This is a genomic window from Clavibacter quasicaliforniensis, from assembly GCF_051201715.1.
Lineage (GTDB): Bacteria > Actinomycetota > Actinomycetes > Actinomycetales > Microbacteriaceae > Clavibacter > Clavibacter seminis.
Window position 1 is genome coordinate 752,685 of record NZ_CP139624.1, and the last position, 21,167, is coordinate 773,851.

The 21,167-nt window shown below is 73.5% G+C and carries 17 protein-coding genes; 10 read left to right on the forward strand and 7 right to left on the reverse strand.

The window, feature by feature from the left end; genetic code table 11:
* Positions 1–73: 73 nt before the first annotated feature.
* Positions 74–1,183: a phosphoribosylformylglycinamidine cyclo-ligase gene (purM, locus tag NL142_RS03740; protein WP_435081020.1), complete on the forward strand. Its 1,110-nt coding sequence runs from the start codon at positions 74–76 to the stop codon at positions 1,181–1,183.
* A gap of 136 nt (positions 1,184–1,319) precedes the next feature.
* Here purM and NL142_RS03745 read toward each other — a convergent pair whose 3' ends face one another.
* Positions 1,320–1,529 carry a DUF3073 domain-containing protein gene (locus NL142_RS03745; protein ID WP_012037444.1) on the reverse strand — a complete coding sequence of 70 codons (210 nt, stop codon included), beginning with the start codon at positions 1,527–1,529 and terminating at the stop codon, positions 1,320–1,322.
* A 209-nt stretch (positions 1,530–1,738) separates the two neighbouring features.
* Here NL142_RS03745 and NL142_RS03750 point away from each other — a divergent pair, with 209 nt between their 5' ends.
* Positions 1,739–2,869, forward strand: a complete 1,131-nt coding sequence (locus NL142_RS03750) for an FAD-dependent oxidoreductase (RefSeq protein ID WP_435081021.1) — start codon at positions 1,739–1,741, stop codon at positions 2,867–2,869.
* A gap of 267 nt (positions 2,870–3,136) precedes the next feature.
* Here the strand turns inward: NL142_RS03750 and NL142_RS03755 are convergent, their stop codons facing one another.
* On the reverse strand, positions 3,137–5,197 hold the full coding sequence (locus NL142_RS03755) for an APC family permease (protein WP_194683255.1): 2,061 nt from the start codon (positions 5,195–5,197) through the stop codon (positions 3,137–3,139).
* A gap of 88 nt (positions 5,198–5,285) precedes the next feature.
* On the reverse strand, positions 5,286–5,951 hold the full coding sequence (locus NL142_RS03760; protein WP_435081022.1) for a membrane protein YczE: 666 nt from the start codon (positions 5,949–5,951) through the stop codon (positions 5,286–5,288).
* Positions 5,952–6,014: 63 nt separating this feature from the next.
* Here NL142_RS03760 and NL142_RS03765 point away from each other — a divergent pair, with 63 nt between their 5' ends.
* The 4 genes from NL142_RS03765 to NL142_RS03780 all read left to right on the forward strand — a co-directional run bounded on the left by NL142_RS03765 (position 6,015) and on the right by NL142_RS03780 (position 12,004).
* Positions 6,015–7,478: a MocR-like transcription factor YczR gene (locus NL142_RS03765; protein ID WP_435081023.1), complete on the forward strand. Its 1,464-nt coding sequence runs from the start codon at positions 6,015–6,017 to the stop codon at positions 7,476–7,478.
* A 160-nt stretch (positions 7,479–7,638) separates the two neighbouring features.
* Positions 7,639–8,622, forward strand: a complete 984-nt coding sequence (locus NL142_RS03770) for a trypsin-like serine peptidase (protein WP_435081024.1) — start codon at positions 7,639–7,641, stop codon at positions 8,620–8,622.
* A 112-nt stretch (positions 8,623–8,734) separates the two neighbouring features.
* Complete coding sequence (gene glgX, locus NL142_RS03775; protein WP_435081025.1) at positions 8,735–10,816, forward strand: glycogen debranching protein GlgX; 2,082 nt, start codon at positions 8,735–8,737, stop codon at positions 10,814–10,816.
* Between the two features lie 126 nt (positions 10,817–10,942).
* Positions 10,943–12,004: an FUSC family protein gene (locus NL142_RS03780; RefSeq protein ID WP_435081026.1), complete on the forward strand. Its 1,062-nt coding sequence runs from the start codon at positions 10,943–10,945 to the stop codon at positions 12,002–12,004.
* Here NL142_RS03780 and NL142_RS03785 read toward each other — a convergent pair.
* The 3 genes from NL142_RS03785 to NL142_RS03795 are packed head-to-tail and all read right to left on the reverse strand — an operon-like array spanning position 11,977 to position 13,097.
* Complete coding sequence (locus NL142_RS03785) at positions 11,977–12,270, reverse strand: hypothetical protein (protein ID WP_435081027.1); 294 nt, start codon at positions 12,268–12,270, stop codon at positions 11,977–11,979. The genes NL142_RS03780 and NL142_RS03785 overlap by 28 nt on opposite strands.
* A 12-nt stretch (positions 12,271–12,282) precedes the next feature.
* Positions 12,283–12,681, reverse strand: a complete 399-nt coding sequence (locus NL142_RS03790; RefSeq protein ID WP_435081028.1) for a hypothetical protein — start codon at positions 12,679–12,681, stop codon at positions 12,283–12,285.
* Between the two features lie 17 nt (positions 12,682–12,698).
* Positions 12,699–13,097: a DUF3253 domain-containing protein gene (locus NL142_RS03795; RefSeq protein ID WP_435081029.1), complete on the reverse strand. Its 399-nt coding sequence runs from the start codon at positions 13,095–13,097 to the stop codon at positions 12,699–12,701.
* 188 nt (positions 13,098–13,285) lie between these two features.
* Between NL142_RS03795 and NL142_RS03800 the strand changes: the two genes are divergently transcribed.
* The 3 genes from NL142_RS03800 (at position 13,286) to NL142_RS03810 (ending at position 19,716) form a co-directional block, all read left to right on the forward strand.
* Positions 13,286–16,552, forward strand: a complete 3,267-nt coding sequence (locus NL142_RS03800; RefSeq protein ID WP_435081627.1) for an efflux RND transporter permease subunit — start codon at positions 13,286–13,288, stop codon at positions 16,550–16,552.
* 318 nt (positions 16,553–16,870) lie between these two features.
* On the forward strand, positions 16,871–19,090 hold the full coding sequence (locus NL142_RS03805; protein WP_435081030.1) for a DEAD/DEAH box helicase: 2,220 nt from the start codon (positions 16,871–16,873) through the stop codon (positions 19,088–19,090).
* Positions 19,091–19,185: 95 nt separating this feature from the next.
* Positions 19,186–19,716 (forward strand): GNAT family N-acetyltransferase, encoded by a 531-nt coding sequence (locus NL142_RS03810; protein WP_435081031.1) that lies wholly within the window; start codon positions 19,186–19,188, stop codon positions 19,714–19,716.
* Between the two features lie 6 nt (positions 19,717–19,722).
* On the opposite strand, the gene NL142_RS03815 is transcribed toward NL142_RS03810, so the two are convergent.
* Positions 19,723–20,445, reverse strand: a complete 723-nt coding sequence (locus NL142_RS03815; RefSeq protein ID WP_435081032.1) for an SDR family oxidoreductase — start codon at positions 20,443–20,445, stop codon at positions 19,723–19,725.
* A gap of 90 nt (positions 20,446–20,535) precedes the next feature.
* Here NL142_RS03815 and NL142_RS03820 point away from each other — a divergent pair, with 90 nt between their 5' ends.
* Entirely contained in the window at positions 20,536–21,162 is a 627-nt protein-coding gene (locus tag NL142_RS03820; protein ID WP_435081033.1) for a TetR/AcrR family transcriptional regulator, read from the forward strand.
* Positions 21,163–21,167 lie beyond the last annotated feature (5 nt).

Consider the following 21,167-nt stretch of genomic DNA (forward strand, 5'->3'; position numbering starts at 1 on the left):
GAAGAGTAGAAGAGGTGGGGGAGCGGCCAGTCTCCCACACGGGAGCGACGCGCCCGGCCGCTACCCTGTACGCGTGACCACCAAGAGCTCGTATGCAGAGGCCGGCGTCGACACGGAGGCCGGCGATCTCGCGGTCCAGCTGATGAAGGAGGCCGTCTCCCGCACGCACGGCCCCGAGGTCATCGGCGGGTTCGGCGGATTCGCGGGGCTGTTCGACGCGAGCGCCCTCACCCGCTTCCGCCACCCGCTCCTCGCGACCTCCACGGACGGCGTCGGCACCAAGGTCGCCATCGCGCAGGCCATCGACAAGCACGACACCATCGGCCAGGACCTCGTGGGCATGGTCGTCGACGACATCGTCGTGGTCGGCGCGCGTCCCCTCTTCATGACCGACTACATCGCCTGCGGCAAGGTCGTGCCCGCGCGCATCGCCGACATCGTCGCCGGCATCGCGCGCGCCTGCTCCGACACCGGAACCGCGCTCGTCGGCGGCGAGACGGCCGAGCACCCGGGGCTTCTCGGCCCGGACGACTACGACGTCGCGGGCGCCGCGGTCGGCGCGGTCGAGGCCGACTCCGTGCTCGGATCCGAGCGCGTGCGCGACGGCGACGTGGTGCTGGCGCTCGCCTCCAGCGGCCTGCACAGCAACGGCTTCTCGCTCGTCCGTCACATCCTCAGCGTCGCAGGCATCGGGTTCGGCGACACGTCGGTCGAGCTCGGCGGCCTGGTCGGCGAGGTCCTCCTCGAGCCGACGCGCCTCTACACGACGCCGCTGCTCGACGTCCTCGCGCAGCCGGAGCTCGGCCATGCCGTGCACTCCATCAGCCACGTCACCGGCGGCGGCATCGCGGCGAACCTCGCGCGCGTGCTGCCCCGCGGATCCTTCAGCGAGCTCGAGCGCTCCACCTGGTCGCCGCCCGCGGTCTTCCGCGCGCTCGCCGGCATCGCGGGCTCGACGCTCGAGAGCGCGGAAGGCACCTGGAACCTCGGCATCGGCATGATCGCGGTGGTCGACGCCGCGGCTGCGGACGGGATCGCGCGCGCGCTCACCGCCGCGGGCATCCCGACGTGGGAGGCCGGCCGCGTGACGATCGGCGACGCCCCCGCGGGCGCCGGATTCGAGCAGGGCGCCAAGGGCGTCGACGGCGGGGCCGTGCGCCTCACCGGCCGCTACCGCGACTGATCCGCGTCACGCCGGGCGCATCAGCCCGCGGCCCGGCGCCGAGCGCGGGTGGACGCGTGAGACGCGGGCGCACATGAGGAGACCCGCCTCACGAGGAGGCGGGTCCGATGCTCGTCCGACCGGGGCCGGCGACGGATCAGGCGCGCTTCTGCTCGTCGCCCGGGACGTAGGCGTCCGGCTCGTCCGCGTACTCGTCCCACTTGGCGGCCTCGGCCGCGTACTGCTCGTCGACCGCCCCGTGGGTGGTCAGCTCGCGCTCCAGCTGCGTGTAGTCCACATTGGGACTGAACGACTTCAGCTCTCGCGCGATCTTGGTGTGCTTAGCTTTTTGACGGCCGCGCCCCATGCGAGACCCCCTCACGACTCAGGCCCCGACGGGCGGTGACAACGCTGGAATCAGCGGACAGGGATTGGAGAAAACCTAGGGGCTACCCTAACATGTGGCCCTCGTCGTCCCGGGCGTGTCCTCCCCGTCCGAGGAGCGTGCACGGGCATCGTACGACCTCGATCCGTGCTGGCCATGCGTCGGGGAGCGGGCGCTAGCCTGGTCGTCCCATGACCTCCCAGCCGGCAGAGACCCAGGTCGTGGTCATCGGTGCCGGACAGGCCGGGCTCTCCGTCGCGTACCACCTGCAGCGGCTCGGCCTCCGCATGGGCGAGGACGCCGTCGTCCTCGACCGTGGGCCCACGACCGGCGGCGCCTGGCAGCACCGGTGGGCGGCCCTCCGCCTGGGATCCGCGCACCGCGTGGCAGACCTCCCCGGCATGTCCGAGCTCGGCATCTCGTTCGCGACGGCCGATCGGCGCCTGCCCGCGCGCGACGTCGTGCGCGACCACTACGCCCGCTACGAGCAGCACTTCGACCTGCGGGTCGAACGCCCGGTGGAGGTGCGGGCGGTGCTCGACGCGGACGTGCCGCCGCCCGTCGCGTCGCGCCGCCGCGCCGCCCACCCCTCCGACTCCGCCCGCCCACTCCTCGTGCGCGCCACGGGCGGCGACCGCGTCGCGCGGTTCGTCGTCAACGCCACGGGCACGTGGGGCGCGCCGTTCATCCCCTCGTATCCGGGGCTCGCGACGTTCCGCGGGCGGCAGCTGCACACGTCCGGCTACCGGGCGGCCGCCGACCTGCGGGGGCTCCGCGTGCTCGTGGTGGGCGGCGGCACGTCCGCCATCGGCTTCCTCCTCGAGCTGGAGGGGGTGGCCGCGCGCACCATGTGGTCGACCCGGCGTCCCGTCGACTTCCTCGAGGCGGGCGAGCTCGACGTCGAGGCCGCGGTGCGCGCGGTGGACCTCCAGGACCGGGCCGCGCGCGCCGGGGAGGCGCTGCCGAGCATCGTGAGCGGCACGGGGGTGCCGCGCACGCGGCGCATCGTCGCGGGGATCCGTCGCGGGGTGCTCGACAGCCGGGGGCCCATCGCGCGCTTCGAGGAGGACGCCGTCGTCTGGGCGGACGGCGAGCGGGACCAGGTGGACGCCGTGATCTGGGCGACCGGCTTCCGGCCCGAGATCCGGCACCTGGCGCCGCTCGGCCTCCGGGAGAAGGAGGGCGGCGTGCGCGTCGAGTCCGGGGTGTCCGCACGGGATCCGCGGGTGTTCCTCGCGGGCTACGGACCGCAGGCGTCCACCATCGGCGCGAACCGCGCGGGTCGTCGCGTGGCCAGGCAGGTCGTCGCGGCCCTCGGCTGAGCCGCGGCGTCGCCGCGCGGAGGGCATCCGCCGAGGAGGGGTCGTGGGGGCCGGCGCCGTCCGCGGGAACTCGCGGCGAGGCCCCCACGTCCGTCCGGATCTCACGGGTCGGTCCGGACGTGATCCGACCGGCACCGGGTGCACCGACGCTGGGGCACCCCGCGATCCGGTCGACCTGCACGAGCTCTCGGGGGAAGAGTTCGTGCACCAACGAGTCTACAGACATGTCCTCCATTTGGAGGACATCACCCCATGACGGGCCGTGGCCTACGGCGTGCGGCGTCCGCTGGTGTGCTTGACGGGCGTGGTCGGCGGCGGGCCGGACCGGCGGACGGCGGGGCGCACGGGCTCGCCGCGGCGATCCTGCCCGGGCACCGGCCGGGACCGCCGGCCGTAGATGAGCTCCGACGAGTCGAGCAGCCACGGCACGAGCGCGAGCGTGACGCCGTGCACGAGGAGCAGCTTCTGGCGGATCCGCCTGGCCTTGTGGTTGTGCAGCAGCGTCTCCCACCAGTGGCCGACGATGTAGACGGGCGTGTAGACCGTGATGATCTCGCTGCCGTGCTCCGCCCGACGGGACTTCAGGTACTTGATGAGCGGGAAGCTGATGTCCCGGTACGGCGAGGCGACGATGCGCAGCGGCATCTCGATCTCCATCTCGACCCACTGCCGCTCGAGGAGCTTCGTCGCCTCGTCGTCGACGGAGACGTGCACGGCCTCGATGCTGTCGTGGTTCGCGGCGATGGCGTAGTCGAGGGCCTTGAGCACGGGCTTCTGCATCCGGCCGACGAGCACGACCGCGTGGTCGCCCGTGGAGCCGAAGACGGTGACCGGGTCGACCTCGATCTCCTTCTCCACGTCGCGGTAGTAGCGGTTCACCCCGAGCATGAGGAGGAACAGCACCGGCATGATCGCGAAGACCAGCCACGCTCCGTGCGTGAACTTGGTGATGGTGACGACGATGAGCACGAGCGCGGTGAGCAGCGCGCCGAACGCGTTGATGGCGAGCCCGCGGATCACCTCGCCCCGGTTCGCGCAGCCCTCGCGGAGCATGCGGGTCCAGTGCACGACCATGCCCGTCTGCCCGAGCGTGAACGACACGAAGACGCCGATGATGTACAGCTGGATGAGCTGCGTGAGGTTCGCCTGGTAGACGACGAGGATGAGCGTCGCGCCGAGCGCCAGGAGCAGCATGCCGTTGCTGTAGACGAGGCGGTCGCCGCGCGTGAGCAGCGACTTGGGCGCGTATGCGTCCTTCGCGAGCACGGAGCCGAGGAGCGGGAACCCGTTGAACGCGGTGTTGGCCGCGAGCAGCAGCACCGCGGCGGTCGTCGCCTGCAGCAGGTAGAACATCACGCTGCCGTTCCCGAAGGTGGCGCCCGCGACCTGGGCCATGAGGCTCTTCTGCGGCTCCGTGGCGCAGCCGGCCCAGCCGATGAGGTCGCACGGCTTCTCGCCGTAGTGCACCTGGGCGATGAGGGCGAGGGTCGTGAGGCCCACGAACAGCACGATGGCGGTGCCGCCCATGATCACGAGGGTGGCCTGCGCGTTCTTGACCTTGGGCGTGCGGAACGCGGGCACGCCGTTGGAGATGGCCTCGACGCCCGTGAGCGCGGAGCAGCCGCTCGAGAACGCCCGGAGCAGCAGGAGGATGAAGGCGACCTGCGACAGGCTCGGCGTCTCGACCGTGTAGGCGGCGGACTCCGCGACGGGCGGGTCGCCGAGGGCCGTGCGGACGAGGCCGACGACGATCATGAGGCCGACGCTCGCGATGAAGAGGTAGGTGGGCACCGCGAAGGCCTTGCTCGACTCGCGCACGCCGCGGAGGTTCACGGCCGCGAGGAGCGCCACGAAGAAGACCGCGATCTCGACGCGGAACGGGGCGATCTCCGGGATCGCGCTGATGATGTTGTCGACGCCCGAGGCCACCGACACCGCCACGGTGAGGATGTAGTCGACGAGGAGCGCGGACGCGACGACGAGGCCGGCCTTCTCGCCGAGGTTCTTGTGGGCGACCTCGTAGTCGCCGCCGCCGGACGGGTACGCCTTGATGAGCTGGCGGTAGCTGAGCACCACGACGACCAGCAGGATCACGACGCAGGCCGCGACCCACGGCGCGAAGCTGAGGAACGCGAGGCCGCCGAGCGTGAGGATGAGCAGCAGCTCCTGCGGGGCGTACGCCACCGAGCTGAGCGGGTCGCTCGCGAAAATGGGGAGCGCGAGGTGCTTGGGGAGCAGCTGGCCCTCGAGCTTGTCGCTGGCGAGCTTCTCGCCTATGAGCAGCCGCTTGGCGGGACTGCTCTCGGGAGCCTGGGGGTCCGGAGTCACGAGCGGCCACGATACATGGCGACGCGCCCGGGACGCGACGGCGCTGGGCGCGGCCCGTGACCCCGCTGGATCCCCGTCGCCCCGCGGACTACCCGACCGTCGCGACCGGGCCGGTGGGGAGGCTGCCGGCGGGGTCCTCCGGGGTGGCGCCGCGCGTGCGGCGGCGGGGTGCGCGGGCGGGCACGGGGAGGTCGAAGAGGGGGAGCGTGCGCTGGACGACGGGGCCGATCAGCAGCGCGAACGCGAGCGTCCCGACCCCCACGTCCCCGCCGAGCGCCCAGCCGATCGCGAGCACGACCAGCTCGATGCCGACGCGCACGCGCCACACCGGCCAGCCCGTGCGGCGGTGGATCCCGGTCATGAGGCCGTCGCGCGGGCCGGGGCCGAAGTGCGCGCCGATGTAGAGGCCCGTCGCGAACCCGAGGAGCACGAGGCCGGCGGCGAAGAGCGGGATGCGGATCCAGAGGCTGTCGACCGCGGGGATGACGGCCAGCCCGACCTGCGCGCTGTAGCCGACGAAGAGCACGTTGAGCACGGTGCCCCAGCCGGGACGCTGGCGGATGGGGATCCAGAGCAGCAGCACGAGCGCGCCGATGATGTTGGTGACGACGCCGAACGGCAGGCCGCTCTGCAGGGCGACGCCCTGGGACAGGACGTCCCACGGCGAGACGCCGATGGCGGCCTGGAGCATCATGCCGATGGCGAAGCCGTAGAGGAAGATGCCGATGGCGAACTGGACTGAGCGACGGAGCATGTGGGAGATCCAATCGTGCCCGGGGGTTGCGGGACAAGAGGCCAATCGACAGGCTGTGGCCTCATGACCCTCGCTGGATCCGCTCCCTCCGCCGTGCTCGGCCCGACCGCCCTCACGGCGCTGCTGGGCGAGTGGGCGCGACCCGGGGCGCCGGCGTACCAGGCGCTCGCCGACGGGATCCGGCACCTCGTGCTCGACGGGCGCGTGCCCGTGGGGGCCCGGCTGCCCGCCGAGCGGGAGCTCGCGGCCGCGCTCGGCCTCAGCCGCACCACGGTCGCGGCGGCCTACGCGGCGCTGCGCGCGACCGGCCACCTCGCGAGCCGCCGCGGCTCGGGCAGCGTGACGCGGATCCCCCGGAGCCCGCTCCGCGCGGAGGGCGACGGCCGCGAGGTGGCGGACATGAGCCGCGCTGCCGTGCCCGCGGCGCCCGCGCTCGCCGACGCCGCGATGCGCGCCGCCGCCCGGCTGCCCGCGCACCTCGAGGGGCACGGCTACGACGTCGACGGCCTCCCGGAGCTGCGCGAGGCCATCGCGGCCCGCTACCGCGCGCGCGGCCTGCCGACCGAGGCCGACGACGTCATGGTCACCGTCGGCGCGCAGCACGCGATCGGCCTCCTCGCCTCCGTGCTCGTGCACCGCGGCGACCGCGCGCTCGTCGAGCAGCCGAGCTACCCCCACGCGATCCAGGCGCTGCGCGACGCCGGCGCGCGGCTCGTCGGGGCGGGCGTCGGCGCCGACGGCTGGGACGAGGACGTGCTCGAGCAGACGATCCGCCGCACCCGGCCCGCGCTGGCCTACCTCATGCCCGACTTCCACAACCCGACGGGACGCACGATGCCCGAGGACCAGCGCGCGCGGATCGTGGCGCTCGCCGAGGCGCACGGCGTCACCGTGATCGCCGACGAGACGACGGCCGAGCTCGACATCGACAGGGCGACGGCGCATCCGCCGCTCGCCGTGCACGGGTCGCCGGGCGCGGTCGTGCTCGTCGGGTCGGTGGGCAAGACGGTGTGGGGCGGGCTGCGGGTCGGGTGGATCCGCGCCGGTCGGCCGCTCCTGCGCGACCTCGCCCGGGCGCGCTCGGCCCGCGACCTCGGCACGCCCGTGCTCGAGCAGCTGGTGGTGGCCGAGGTGCTGGGCGGGATGGACGGGATCCTCGCCGAGCGCGGCGCGCGCCTGCGCGAGACGCGCGACCACGTCCAGGCGGAGCTCGCGCGGCGGTTCCCCGGCTGGGAGGTCCCGCACGTCGACGGCGGGCTCGCGGTGTGGGTCGGGATCGGCGCGCCCGTGAGCACGGAGCTCGCGCTGGCGGCCCGGTCGCGCGGGCTGGCGATCACGGGCGGGAGCCGGTTCGGGCACGACGGCGCGTTCGAGCGGTTCCTGAGGATCCCCATCACGGCGACGCCGGCCGCCACCGACCGGGCGCTGGACATCCTCGAGGACGCGTGGCGCGGCATCGCGCCCGAGGCCGGACGGCCGGACGTCGACCGCGAGCACGACGTCGTGGACCGGTCGGTCCTGGTCTGAGGATCGCGGCCCGGCCTTGGGGACGCGGCCGACGGCCGGGCGGCGCATCCCGCTACCGTCCAGGGGTCCGCGCGTCCCCCGAGGGCTGTCCGTCTCGACCTCCGCGTCGGCGAGCGACGTCCCCGCCGGGGTCGCGAGCCGATCGATCCGGAGGAACGACATGCGCATCCGATCCACCACCGCACCCACCTCGGCGGTCCCATCCGCCCCCCGTCCCCGCTCCCGCCGCGCGGTCGCCGCGCTGGCGCTCGCCGGCGGCCTGGCCTCGGCCGCCGTCCTCGCCGTGCCGGTCGCGGCCTCCGCGCAGGACGCGGCCGTCGTCGTCGCGTCCGCGTCCGCCGACCAGGCCGCGGCCGCCGCGCACTGGACACCCGCCGCCCGCGCGGCTGCCCTGGCCGCCGATGCGCCGTCGGTCGCCGGGTCGGCCTCCGTCTCGGGGTCCACGCGGTCCGCGACCCTCTCCGCGTCGGACGACGCGAGCGCCGCGTCCGGCGCGCCGGTCCCGCACCCCGACGAGCCGTTCGTCGGCGTCCTCTTCTACGTCTCGGGCGGCCGGAACCACGCGTGCACCGCCAGCGTCGTCGACACCCCGAGCGGCGACACGATCGCGACGGCGGCCCACTGCCTCGCCGACCGTCGCACGGGCGCCGCGACCAGGCTCGCCACGTTCATCCCCGGAGCCCAGGGCGCCTCGGCCCCGCACGGCATCTGGCCGGTGCGCGTCGCGGCGGTCTCCTCCGCGTGGACCGCGACCGGCCGCGCCTCGGACGACGCCGGTTTCGCGCGCGTGAGCGGCCCCGCCGGCGAGGTGCTCGCGGCCTCCGTGGGTGCCGCCGAGCCCGTGTTCGGATCCGCGCTCGTGCCGGCGACGGGGCAGGCGCCGGACCTCGCCGTCCTCGGCTACCCGACCGCCGGATCCGCCACCGCGTCCCTCGAGGCGTGCGAGGGCCGCCCGCAGCACGACACCGGCGGCCAGACGTCGCTGCCGTGCACGCTGGGCACGGGTGCCGCCGGATCCCCGGTGCTGACGTTCACCGGCGAGCAGCACGCGGTCGTCGCGCGGCCCTCCGCGGGACGCGGCGTGCTCCTCGCCTCATGGGGCGCGGACGCCGAGCGCGCCTTCTCCTCGCTCCAGGGGCGGTAGCCGATCCCCGGGCGGCGGTCCGCCTGAGCCGTCGAGCGACGGTCTCGGACCGCTGCCTGGGGAATCCCCTTCGTGCACGAACGGGTACGACGGGCGCGAGCATACTGAACCGGTGACCATCGACCTGCCTCCCGTCAGCCGTTCCTACATCAGCCGCCCCTACCCGCTCGGCGCGACCGTCGTCGCCCGCGACGGAGGGCTGCCCAGCGGCCTGAACGTCGCCGTGTACTCCGAGACCGCCGAGGCGGTGGAGGTGTGCGTCTTCGACCACGACGGCACCGAGTCCCGCACCCGCCTCTCCGAGCGCACCGGCCACGTGTTCCACGGCCTCGTCGAGGGCGCCGGCATCGGCACCCGCTACGGCCTCCGCGTCCACGGCGAGTGGGACCCCTCCCGCGGCCTCCGCCACAACCCCGCCAAGCTCCTGCTCGACCCCTACGCCATCGCGATCGAGGGCCACCCCACCTGGGGCGAGGAGGTCTTCGCGCACACCTTCGCGGATCCGTCCGCCATCAACGACGTCGACTCCGCCGCATCCATGCCCCGCTCCGTCGTGGCCGACCGCCGCTTCGACTGGGAGGACGACGAGGCCCCGCGCACGCCGCTCGACGAGACCGTCGTCTACGAGGTCCACGTGAAGGGCTTCACGCAGCAGCTCGAGTCGGTGCCCGAGGAGATCCGCGGCACCTACGCCGGCCTCGCGCACCCCAGCGCCATCGAGTACCTCACCGACCTCGGCGTCACGAGCGTCGAGCTCCTGCCCGTGCACCACTTCATGCAGGACTCGCACCTCGAGGAGAAGGGCCTCCGCAACTACTGGGGCTACAACTCCATCGGCTTCCTCGCGCCGTACTCCGACTACAGCTCCGCGGGCGACGGCGGCCAGCAGGTCGCCGAGTTCAAGGAGATGGTGAAGGCGCTGCACGCCGCCGGCCTCGAGGTCATCCTCGACGTGGTCTACAACCACACGGCCGAGGGCAACCACATGGGCCCGTCGCTGTCGCTCAAGGGCATCGACAACGCGTCCTACTACCGGCTCGTGGAGGGCGACGAGGCGTCGTACTTCGACACCACCGGCACCGGCAACAGCCTCAACGTCGGCCACCCGGCCGCTCTCGCCCTGATCATGGACTCGCTCCGCTACTGGGTCGAGGAGATGCACGTCGACGGCTTCCGCTTCGACCTCGCCACCACGCTCACGCGCCAGGACGGCGACGCGGAGATCCACAGCGCGTTCCTCACCCTCATCCACCAGGACCCGGTGCTCGCGCCCGTGAAGATGATCGCCGAGCCGTGGGACACCGCCGGGTACCAGGTCGGCGGCTTCCCCGCGGACTGGTCGGAGTGGAACGGGAAGTTCCGCGACGACGTGCGCGACTTCTGGCACAGCGGGCAGAACGTGCTCGGCGCGCTCGCCCAGCGGATCACCGGCAGCCCGGACGTGTACGAGTCCGACCGCCGCTCGCCGCTGTGCAGCGTGAACTTCATCACGGCGCACGACGGCTTCACCCTCGCCGACCTCACCTCGTACGACGAGAAGCACAACGAGGCCAACGGAGAGGACAACAACGACGGCGAGAGCGACAACCGCTCCTCCAACGCCGGCGTCGAGGGGCCGACGGACGACCCCGAGATCAACGCGATCCGCGACCGCCAGCGCCGCAACATGCTCGGCACGCTGCTGCTGTCGTCCGGCGTCCCGATGGTGCTCGGCGGCGACGAGATCGCGCGCACGCAGGGCGGCAACAACAACGCGTACTGCCAGGACGACGAGATCTCGTGGTTCGACTGGGCGAACGCGGACCGCGAGCTGCAGGACTTCACGCGGAAGCTGATCCGCCTGCGCCGCGGCAACCGGGCGCTGCGTCCCATCTGGTTCCGCGGCGACGACGTCGAGGGCGCCGAGGAGGCCGTGCGCTTCATCCGGGCCGACGGCGCCACGCTGAACCCGGAGGACTGGACGGACCCGAACGCCTTCAGCATCGGCGTGATCATGAAGGGCAAGGACAGCGACGCGTTCTTCGTCGCGTTCAACGCGGCCGAGGGTCCGGTCGAGTTCCAGCTCCCCGAGGGCCTGGGCGTCTCGTGGCACCTCGCCATCTCCTCGGACTCCGAGCAGAACACGGACGAGGACGCGACGAGCATCCTCGTGCGCGATCGCTCGTTCACCGTGCTGCGGGCCGCGCGCTCCTAGTCGCACCGCGAGATCGGCCGACGCGCCCCCGGGAGACCGGGGGCGCGTCGCCGCGTCCGGGGTCCGCGCCGGGCGGGCGTACCGTGGGGACGCCCCGTTTCCGCTCCCGGGGAGATCGGATCCCGTGTGACCTCATCGTCCGCCCCGCGGCCGCCGTCGACCCGGACGCTCGACCTCGAGGCCGCGATGCGCGCGAGCGTCGGCCTCCTCGTGCCGCTGGTGGTGCTGCTCGCGATCGATCGCCTCGACCTCGCGCTCTACGCGTCGTTCGGGGCCTTCACCGGGCTCTACGGGCGGAACGAGCGCTACCGGCTGCGGCTCGCGAGCGTGGGCGCCGGAGCCGCGATGATGCTCGTCGCGATCTCGACGGGCGTGCTGCTCTCGCTCGCCGACGCGCCGCTCGGGCTCGAGGCGGTGGGCCTCGCTATCGTCCTGGGCGGGGCGTCGCTCGTGTCGACGGCGATGAGCCTGGTGCCGCCGCATCCGCTGTTCCCGGTGTTCGGGCTCGTGGTGTGCGCGGCCGTGCCGGTCGATGCCGCGCAGGCGCGCGACGCGCTGGTGACGGCGGTCGCGGCGATCCTGTTCTCCGCCGGCGTCTGCATGTCCGGCTGGCTGCTCCGCCGCTGGACGCCCGACGCGCACGCGCACCGGTTCCGCGCGCTCCCGCGGATCCCCGTGCGCGACGCCGCCGTGCACCGCGACCCCGCCGCGTGGACCGCGGTGGTCGCGAACGTCGTCGGCGCGCTCGTGGCGGGCGCGATCGCCGTGGCGCTCGGGCTCGGGCACCACTACTGGGCGGTCGTGACGCTCGTCGCGGTGCTGCCCGTCGTGCGCGGGCCGCTGTCGTTCACGCGCGTGGCGCACCGGGTGCTCGGGACGCTGGCCGGTTCGGTGGTGGCCGCGGGGATCCTCGCGCTGCACCTACCTGCACCGGCCGTGATCGCCGTCGCCGTCGCGTGCCAGTTCGCCGCCGAGCTCGCGGTCGGGAAGCACTACGGGCTGGCGCTCGTCTTCATCACGCCGCTCGCGCTCGTGATGGGCGGCCTCGGCCGCACGCTGCCCGTGCTGCCGCTCGTGGCGGACCGGGTGGTCGACACGGTCGTCGGCGCCGCGGTGGGCGTGGTCGTGATCCTCGTGCTGCGGGCGCTCGCGGCGCGGCGTCAGCGGCCGGCGGCGGGGACAGCGTAGCGGCGGACGACGCAGAGGATGCCGCCCGTCAGCGCGAGCGCCGCGACGGTGCCGCAGAGGAGCGCCTGCCGGGCGAGCGCCTCGTGCTCGGGAGAGGTCGCGATGCCGTAGGCGGCCGGGGGCAGCTCGTCGATGAGGATGGCGCTCTGGACCAGCGCGACGGCGGCCAGCAGCGCGGCGGATACGAGGACCGCGGAGCAGAGCACGGCGCCGGCGACCAGCAGCCGGTCGCGGGAGCGACCCGGGCGGGCGGATGCGGCGGCCATGGCGCGACGGGCCTAGGGGAGGACCGTGGTGCTCCAGCCGTAGATGCGGCCGTTCGCGCCGAAGAGGTTCCAGCCGTCAGCGCAGGTGACCGTCGCGGGGTCGATCTCCGGCGGCCACCAGGTGTCCTGGATGGTGGTCATCTGCAGGTCGGTGCAGCCGCCGGGCGCGGGCGCGGGCGTCGCGGTCTGGACGGCGACGATGCTGCCGGCCTTCGCCTCGGACTTGGTGCGGATCAGCGTGCCGTCCGCCGGGATCCACGTCGGCATCGCCGTGCCGAGCGCGGTCTGGGCGTCCGCGGTGGTCGCGTAGATCTCCGTGGTGGGCGACGTGAACTGCGCGCTGGCCCCGCATCCGGACAGGAGCGCCGCGCTCGCGACGGCGGCCAGGACGGTGAGGGTCGGTCGATGCATCCCCCTAGTGTGCCTCGTCAGCGACGACGGCGGATCCGGATGGGCCCCTTGGCCGTGGAGGGATCGACGACCGAGCCCTTCTGGGTGATCTCCACCTCGCCCGCGTCGACGAGCCTCCGGGCCGCGCGTCGGGCGGGCTCCATGAGCTCGCGCCAGTCGTCGTGCGACTCCGCGCGCGCGGCTTCCGACGGGCAGATGGTGGCGCCGCCGGCGCGGTGCGCGAGGAGGTCGAGGATCCGCCGCTCGAGCCGCTCGTCGGCGTCGCTGACACCGCGGCGACGGCACGCGTCGCTGCAGTAGCGCACCTCGTCCCAGTCGCGCTCCCACTTCCTCCGCCACTCGATGGTGCGGCCGCACGAGGCGCAGGTCTTGGGCTCGGGGACGCGCTCCTTCGTGCTCGATGCCCGGTGCGCCATCCCTCCAGCATGCTCCGCGGAGAGGGGCGTCGGCTGGATGCGGTGACGCGCTACTGAAAACCCGGCGCGAGCGGGGATTTCCCGACGCCGGGTGCGATACTTCCCCCACGGGGCGGGTTCCCGGTGCGGGCGATCAGCGGTCCGAGCGACCGCCGCACCCGCGGCCCGCGTCCCACAAGGAGCACCCCCTGCATCTCCTCTCCGTCTTCAGCCTCCGCAACCGGGCACTGATCGCGCTCATCACGATCGTCATCGGGGTGTTCGGCGGCATCGCGCTGACGACGCTCAAGCAGGAGCTCATCCCGTCGGTGACGTTCCCGCAGCTCGCGGTCGTCACGGCGTACCCGGGCGCGTCGCCCGCGGTCGTGGACACCGACGTGTCGACGCCCATCGAGCGCGCGATCCAGGCGGTCCCGGGCCTGGAGTCCTCCACCGCGACCTCGCGCACCGACTCCTCCGTCATCTCCGCGTCGTTCACCTACGGCACCGACCTCGCGACGGCCGAGCAGAAGATCGACCAGGCCATCAACCGGATCCGCACCACGCTGCCCGACGGGATCGACCCCGTCGTGATCGCGGGCAGCATCGACGACCTGCCGGTGATCCAGATCGCCGTCACGAGCGACCTCAGCCCGCAGGACCTCACGGCCGCGCTCGAGCGCTCGACCCTCGGCGACATCCGCAAGCTCGCGGGCGTGCGCGACGCGAGCCTGCTGGGGACGGTCGGGCAGCGCGTGGTCATCACGCCGGATCCCGCCGAGGTGCAGGCCGCCGGCCTCACGAACCAGGCGATCCGCGACGCGCTCGACGCGAACGGCTCGCTCCTCCCCGCGGGCTCCGTGACGGAGGACGGCACGACGCTGTCGGTGCAGTCGGGGACGCGCCTCGGATCCACCCAGGACCTCGCCTCGCTGCCGCTGCTGGGCGCGGCGGGCGGTCGCGCGCTCACGATCGGCGACGTCGCCACCGTGGAGCTCGGCCAGGATCCGACCACCGGCATCTCGCGCGTGGACGGCCAGCCGTCGCTCACCATCGCCGTCACGAAGACGCCGGCGGGCAACACCGTCGACGTCTCGCACCTCGTCACCCAGCTCCTGCCGCAGCTGTCGGACGACCTGGGCAGCAACACGAAGTTCACGGTCGTGTTCGACCAGGCGCCCTTCATCGAGCAGTCGATCTCGAGCCTGACCACCGAGGGGCTGCTCGGACTCGTGTTCGCGGTGCTCGTGATCCTCGTGTTCCTGATGTCGATCCGGTCGACCATCGTGACCGCGATCTCGATCCCGGCATCCGTCCTCATCACCTTCATCGGGATGCTCGCCTCGGGCTACACGCTCAACATCATCACGCTCGGCGCGCTGACGATCGCGGTCGGGCGCGTGGTGGACGACTCGATCGTGGTGATCGAGAACATCAAGCGGCACCTCTCCTTCACGCCCGACCGGCTCGACGCGATCCGCGCGGCCGTGCGCGAGGTCGCGGGAGCGGTCACGGCGTCGACCGCCACGACCGTCGCGGTGTTCCTGCCGATCGCGCTCGTGGGCGACATCACGGGCGAGCTGTTCCGGCCGTTCGCGCTCACCGTGACCATCGCGCTCGCCGCGTCGCTGTTCGTCTCGCTGACGATCGTCCCGGTGCTCGCGTACTGGTTCCTGCGGCCGGAGGGCGAGTCGCGTCGGGCGCGCAGGAAGGCCGCCGCCGCGGCGGCCGCGGAGACCACGCGCACGGGCGCGCACGCGGCCGTCCGCGGATCCGTCGACGACCGCGGACGATCGGGCCGGCGCGCTCGCGGATCGCACGCCGCCGACGGCCAGGGCGAGGGCCAGAGCGGCAGCGAGGGCATCGGCGCGCCCACGCGCCTCCAGCGCGGCTACCGGCCGATCCTCGCCTGGACGCTCAAGCACTCGGCCGTCACGCTGGTCCTCGCGATCCTCGTGCTGGGCGGCACGGTCGCGCTCATCCCGAGCATGAAGACCAACTTCCTCGGCGACAGCGGCCAGAACACGCTCACCGTCTCGCAGGAGCTGCCGAGCGACACGAGCCTGGAGGCGCAGGACACCGCTGCCACGAAGGTGGAGCAGGCGCTCATCGGCGTCCAGGGCGTCGACACCGTGCAGACCTCGATCGGCTCGGACAGCACCTCGCTCACCTCGGCCTTCGGGGGCGGAGGGGGGATCACGTTCGCGCTCACCACCGACGCGGACGCCGACCAGGACGCCATCCGCGAGCGCGTGCGCACCGCGGTCGACGGCCTCACCGACGTGGGCGACGTGTCGCTCGCGGCGGCGTCGGGCGGCTTCTCCTCGAGCGACATCACCGTGGAGATCACCGCCAACGACTCCGACGACCTCAAGACCTCGGCCGATGCGGTCCTCGCGGCCGTCAAGGACATCCCGTCCATCGAGCAGGCCACGAGCAACCTCTCGGAGACGCAGCCGTACATCGCCGTGACCGTGGACCGGGCCAAGGCCGCCGCGGCCGGGCTCAGCGAGCAGGCCGTGGGCGGCATCGTCACGGCGAGCCGGCTGCCTGCCGCGGTCGGGCAGGTCGTGATCGACGAGAAGACGCTGTCCATCTACATCCAGGACCCGGACGCCGCGCAGAGCCTGCAGGGGCTGCGCGACTTCCGGATCCCCACCGCGCGCGGGTTCGTGCCGCTCAGCGACCTCGCGACCGTCGAGGTCGCGGACGGACCCGCGACCGTCACGACCACGGGCGGCTTCCGCAGCGCCACCGTGAGCGCGACGCCCGGCAGCGACGACGTGGGCTTCGCCTCGTCCGAGGTGTCGCAGGCCGTCGCGGGCGTGCAGCTGCCGGCCGGCGCGCAGGCCTCGCTCGGCGGTGTCGCGTCGCAGCAGTCCGACGCGTTCGGGCAGCTCGGGCTCGCGGTGCTCGCGGCGATCCTGATCGTCTACATCATCATGGTGGCGACGTTCCGGAGCCTCATCCAGCCGCTCGTGCTGCTCGTCTCGGTGCCGTTCGCGGCGACCGGCGCGGTGCTGCTGCAGGTGGTGACGGGGATCCCGCTGGGCGTCGCGTCGATCATCGGCCTGCTGATGCTCGTGGGCATCGTGGTGACCAACGCGATCGTGCTCATCGACCTCGTGAACCAGTACCGGACGCGCGGCATGGCGCTCCGGGAGGCGATCCTGCAGGGTGCAGGGCGACGGCTCCGCCCCATCCTCATGACGGCGCTCGCGACGATCTTCGCGCTGCTGCCGCTCGCGATCGGGCTCACCGGGCACGGCGGGTTCATCTCGCAGCCGCTCGCGATCGTGGTGATCGGCGGCCTGCTGTCGTCGACCGTGCTGACCCTGCTGGTGCTGCCGTCGCTGTACTCGCTCGTGGAGCGCGCGGCGCTGCGGATCCGGGCGCGCGGCGAGCGGAGGCGGGCCGAGCGCGGGCTGCCGGCCGGCGGATCCGCGGCCTCGACCGAGGCCGGAACCGCGGGCTGATCCGCTCCTCACGACCCCGCCCGGGGGCGCCGCATGGCGCGCCCGGGCGGAGCGCTGCCCTGGTGCCCGGGGCGCGCGTCCGGTAGTGTTCTCCAGTCGGCTCTTGACACCGCTACCGGACCATCCATCCGGGCGGATGGATTTGTCAGTCAGGTGGGCCGGTTTCCCCCTCTCGTTCCGCAGAGGGGTACGTCACGCGATGACACGGCCCCCGGTCGACGACTGCCCGGGTTGAGAGCAGCTCTGCGCACCCTGATCCTGTAGCGCGCTGCTTCGAATGAGCATTGTCATGCACTCGAGCAGAACGAGGAATCCCTCATGCCCTACAACAACGACTCCCCGCGCGGCGCCAAGCGCGCCCCCGCCGGATCCCGCAGCCCGAACCACCGCGGCTACAACTCGGATCCCGCGCCCAAGAAGCAGCGCTGGAACGCCGACGAGCGCGCGCAGCGCTCCGGCCAGGACGACCGCCCCCAGCGCGGCGCCGCGGCCCGTCCCGCGCGCGGCGGCGACCGCCCCAACTGGGAGCCCCGTGCCGAGCGCCCCGCCGGCCGCGGCGAGCGTCCCGCGTACGGCGACCGCCCCAACCGCGCCAACGCCCGCCCTGAGCGCGGCGGCGACGCCCGTCCGCAGCGCGGCGAGCGCCCCTCCTACGGCGGCGGCAACGACCGCGGCCAGCGCAGCGAGCGTCCCTCGTACGGAGCCGAGCGCGGACAGCGCTCCGAGCGTCCCTCCTACGGCAACGAGCGTCCCGCCCGTGGCGGCGAGCGCTCCGAGCGCCCCTCCTACAACGGCCGAGCGCCGCGCAACGACCGTCCGTCGTACGGGAACGACCGGCCGCAGCGGTCGGAGCGTCCCTCCTACAACGATCGCGCCGAGCGCCCGTCCTACAACGACCGGAACGCCCGCACGGAGCGCCCCGCGTACAACGACCGTGCCGAGCGCCCGTCGTACAACGACCGCAACGCTCGCAGCGAGCGCCCCGCGTACAACGACCGTCCCGCCCGCACGGAGCGCCCCGCCTACAACGACCGTCCGGCTCGCACCGAGCGCCCGTCGTACAACGACTCCCGCCCGGCGCGCACGGAGCGCCCCTCCTACGGTGACCGCGCCGAGCGGTCCGAGCGCCCCGCCTACAACGACCGTCCGGCTCGCACCGAGCGTCCGTCGTACGGCGACCGCCCGCAGCGGTCCGAGCGTCCCTCCTACGGCGACCGCCCCCAGCGGAGCGAGCGCCCGTCCTACGACGACGCCCGCCCCAAGCGCGACAGCGACTTCTACCCGAGCAAGGAGGGCGCCCCGCGCCACGCGCCGTCCGAGGACGTCGTGCTCGAGCGCCTCGAGGCCCAGGCCACCACGGCCAAGGACGTCGACGGCGTGACCTTCGCGGCCCTCGGCCTCGGCCAGAACATCGTCCGCGTGCTCGAGGAGCTGGGCGCGGCTAGCCCGTTCCCGATCCAGGCCGCCACGATCCCCGACGTGCTCGCGGGTCGCGACGTGCTCGGCCGCGGCCGCACCGGATCCGGCAAGACCATCGCGTTCGGCGCGCCCCTCGTGGAGCGCCTGCTCGAGAACGACGGCGCGAAGAACCGCAAGATGGGCCGCAAGCCCCGCGCGCTGATCCTCGCCCCGACGCGCGAGCTCGCGATGCAGATCGACCGCACGGTGCAGCCCATCGCCCGCTCGGTCGGCCTGTTCACCACCACGATCTTCGGCGGCGTGCCGCAGTTCAAGCAGGTCGGTGCGCTGCAGCGCGGCGTCGACATCCTCATCGCGACCCCCGGCCGCCTCGAGGACCTCATCGACCAGGGTCGCCTCGACCTCTCGGAGATCGTCGTCACCGTCCTCGACGAGGCCGACCACATGTGCGACCTCGGCTTCCTCGAGCCCGTGCAGCGGATCCTCCGCCAGGTGAAGAAGGACGGCCAGCGCCTGCTCTTCTCCGCCACGCTCGACAAGGGCGTCGCGACGCTCGTCAACGAGTTCCTGCCGAACCCCAGCGTCCACGAGGTCGCGGGCGAGGACCAGGCGTCGTCGACCATCGACCACCGCGTGCTCCTCATCGAGCAGCGCGACAAGGCCGCGATCATCGAGCAGCTCAGCTCGGGCGAGGGCAAGACGCTGATCTTCGCCCGCACCCGCGCGTTCGCCGAGCAGCTCGCCGACCAGCTCGAGGACGCCGGCATCCCGGCCACGTCGCTGCACGGCGACCTCAACCAGGCGCGCCGCACGCGCAACCTGCAGCTCCTCACGAGCGGCAAGGTGCGCGTGCTCGTGGCGACCGACGTGGCCGCCCGCGGCATCCACGTGGACGACATCGGACTGGTCATCCAGGCCGACGCGCCCGACGAGTACAAGAGCTACCTCCACCGCGCCGGCCGCACGGGCCGCGCAGGCAAGCAGGGCACCGTCGTGACGCTGATCACGAAGGCCCGCCGCCGTCGCATGGACGACCTCCTGGGTCGCGCCGAGATCAAGGCGACCACGGTCATGGCCGCCGCCGGGGACCGCGTCATCGCGGACCTGGCGCGCGTCTAGCGCCCACGCACGACCCGATGGCCGTCCCACCCCTCAGCGGGTGGGGCGGCCGTCGTCGTATATGGGCGCTCCGGTGGTCTGGCATCCTCGATGCCGTGCCCGAACGGATCCGCCTGCTGACGCTCGACGACGCCCCCGCCCTGTCCGAGCTGCGTCTGCGGAGCCGCGCCTTCCTCGCGCCGTGGGAGCCGATCCGGCATCCGGACCACGACACCCCCGCCGGTCAGCGCGCCGACCTCGAGGCGGTGCTCGCGCAGCACGCGCGCGGGCAGGGCGTGCCGCTCGCGATCCTGGACGACGACGGATCCGTGGCCGGCCGGATCAACCTGAACGGCATCGTCCGCGGCGCGTTCGAGTCGTGCGCGCTGGGGTACTGGCTCGCGGCGGATCGCACCGGCCGCGGGCTCGCGACCTCCGCAGTCGACGCCGCGGTCGCCCTCGCGTTCGGCGAGCTGGGGCTGCACCGGGTGGAGGCCGGCACGCTCCTGCACAACGCCGCGTCGCAGGCCGTGCTCGCGCGCGCGGGCTTCACGCGGTTCGGGCTCGCTCCGCGCTACCTGCGCATCGCGGGGGAGTGGCAGGACCACGTGCTGTTCCAGCGGCTGGCGGACGAGCCGGCCGTCTGACCCGGATCAGCGCGACCCGCCGTACTCCGTCGGCACCAGGTCCATGCGCGCGTCGCCGCTCGCGATGAGCGCGAGCGCCGCAGCGGCGACCGTCTCCGGGGTGTCGAAGGACGCGCTCGCGGTCATCGCCTCGGCCTCGGCGCGGCCCGCTCGGATCGAGGCCATGAACTCGGTCTCGGTCGCGAACGGGATGAGCGTCGAGACGACGATGCCCGTGCCGTCCAGCTCCGCGCGGGCGATCGCCGACAGGCGCTCCAGCGCGATCTTGGATGCGACGTAGCCGCCCGTCCCCGGCACGTCGGCGAAGGTCGTGCCCGAGCTGACGTTGACGATCGCGCCGGCGCCCTGCGCGCGCATGGTCGGGATCACCGCCTGCATCGTCGCGAGGGGCGCCACGAGGTTGAGCTCGAGGACGGCGCGGAGGTCGTCGAGCGCGAGGGCCTCGATCGACGACTGGAGGCCCTGGCCCGCGTTGTTCACGAGCACGTCGATGCGACCGAAGGCGTCGAGGGCGGCCTGCGCCAACGCGGCGACGTCGGACGCGTCGGTGACGTCGCAGCGCGCCGCGATCGCGCCGCCGCCGATCTCCGCCGCCAGCTGCCGGATCCGCTCCTCCCGCCGGGCCGCGAGCACCACCCGCGCACCCGCGGCGGCTGCTGCCCGTGCCGTGGCCGCCCCGATGCCCGACGACGCTCCCGTGATGACGACGACCGCATCCTGGATCTGCATGGCTCCTCCTCCTGCGGCCGCGACGCGACCTGCGAGGAGTAACGCTACCGCCGAGTAGCGAAATGGGGTGACGGGCCTATCCTGGTCGGGATGGACAGGCCGGCCGCCGCACCCCGACCCCGCGTCGGCCGCCCGGTCGACCGCTCGGGCGACGCCGCGATCCTCGCCGCCGCCCTCGACCTCGTCGCCGAGCGGGACTACGACGGCATGGCCCTCGACGAGGTCGCCGCGCGCACCGGCCGCGCGAAGACCACGATCTACCGGCGCTGGGCGACGAAGGAGGATCTCGTGCTCGCCGCGATCCGCAGCGTCGGCCGCCCGCCCGAGGCCGAGATCCTGCCCGACACCGGATCCCTGCGCGGCGACCTCCTCGCCGTCGTCGACTCGGGCTGGCTCGGCGGACCCGACCGGCGCGCGGCCGTGTTCGCCGGACTCGCGCCCGCGATGCGCGGCTCCGAGCGCCTGGCGCGCGCGATCCGCTCCGAGGTCACGGATCCGTACGTCGAGGTCTACGACCGCCTGCTGCGCCGCGCGATCGAGCGGGGCGAGGCGCCCACGCGGTCGGACGCCGCCGTCGCCGTGCTCGCCGAGGTCGTCCCGGCGATGAGCACGCAGCGCCTCGCGGCCGGGCGCGGCCCGGTGCGGCGCGCGTTCTTCGTCCAGGTGATCGACGAGGTGCTGCTGCCGGCGCTCGGCGTCCCGGGAGTCGCCGGATAGCCTCG

Bases quoted from the DNA above. Each gene is read 5' to 3' on its own strand.
- NL142_RS03745 (WP_012037444.1), bottom strand. From the start codon at position 1,529: ATGGGGCGCGGCCGTCAAAAAGCTAAGCACACCAAGATCGCGCGAGAG.
- NL142_RS03770 (WP_435081024.1), top strand. From the start codon at position 7,639: ATGCGCATCCGATCCACCACCGCACCCACCTCGGCGGTCCCATCCGCC.
- NL142_RS03795 (WP_435081029.1), bottom strand. From the start codon at position 13,097: ATGGCGCACCGGGCATCGAGCACGAAGGAGCGCGTCCCCGAGCCCAAG.
- NL142_RS03785 (WP_435081027.1), bottom strand. From the start codon at position 12,270: ATGGCCGCCGCATCCGCCCGCCCGGGTCGCTCCCGCGACCGGCTGCTG.
- NL142_RS03790 (WP_435081028.1), bottom strand. From the start codon at position 12,681: ATGCATCGACCGACCCTCACCGTCCTGGCCGCCGTCGCGAGCGCGGCG.
- NL142_RS03750 (WP_435081021.1), top strand. From the start codon at position 1,739: ATGACCTCCCAGCCGGCAGAGACCCAGGTCGTGGTCATCGGTGCCGGA.
- NL142_RS03760 (WP_435081022.1), bottom strand. From the start codon at position 5,951: ATGCTCCGTCGCTCAGTCCAGTTCGCCATCGGCATCTTCCTCTACGGC.
- NL142_RS03765 (WP_435081023.1), top strand. From the start codon at position 6,015: ATGACCCTCGCTGGATCCGCTCCCTCCGCCGTGCTCGGCCCGACCGCC.
- NL142_RS03805 (WP_435081030.1), top strand. From the start codon at position 16,871: ATGCCCTACAACAACGACTCCCCGCGCGGCGCCAAGCGCGCCCCCGCC.
- NL142_RS03815 (WP_435081032.1), bottom strand. From the start codon at position 20,445: ATGCAGATCCAGGATGCGGTCGTCGTCATCACGGGAGCGTCGTCGGGC.
- NL142_RS03820 (WP_435081033.1), top strand. From the start codon at position 20,536: ATGGACAGGCCGGCCGCCGCACCCCGACCCCGCGTCGGCCGCCCGGTC.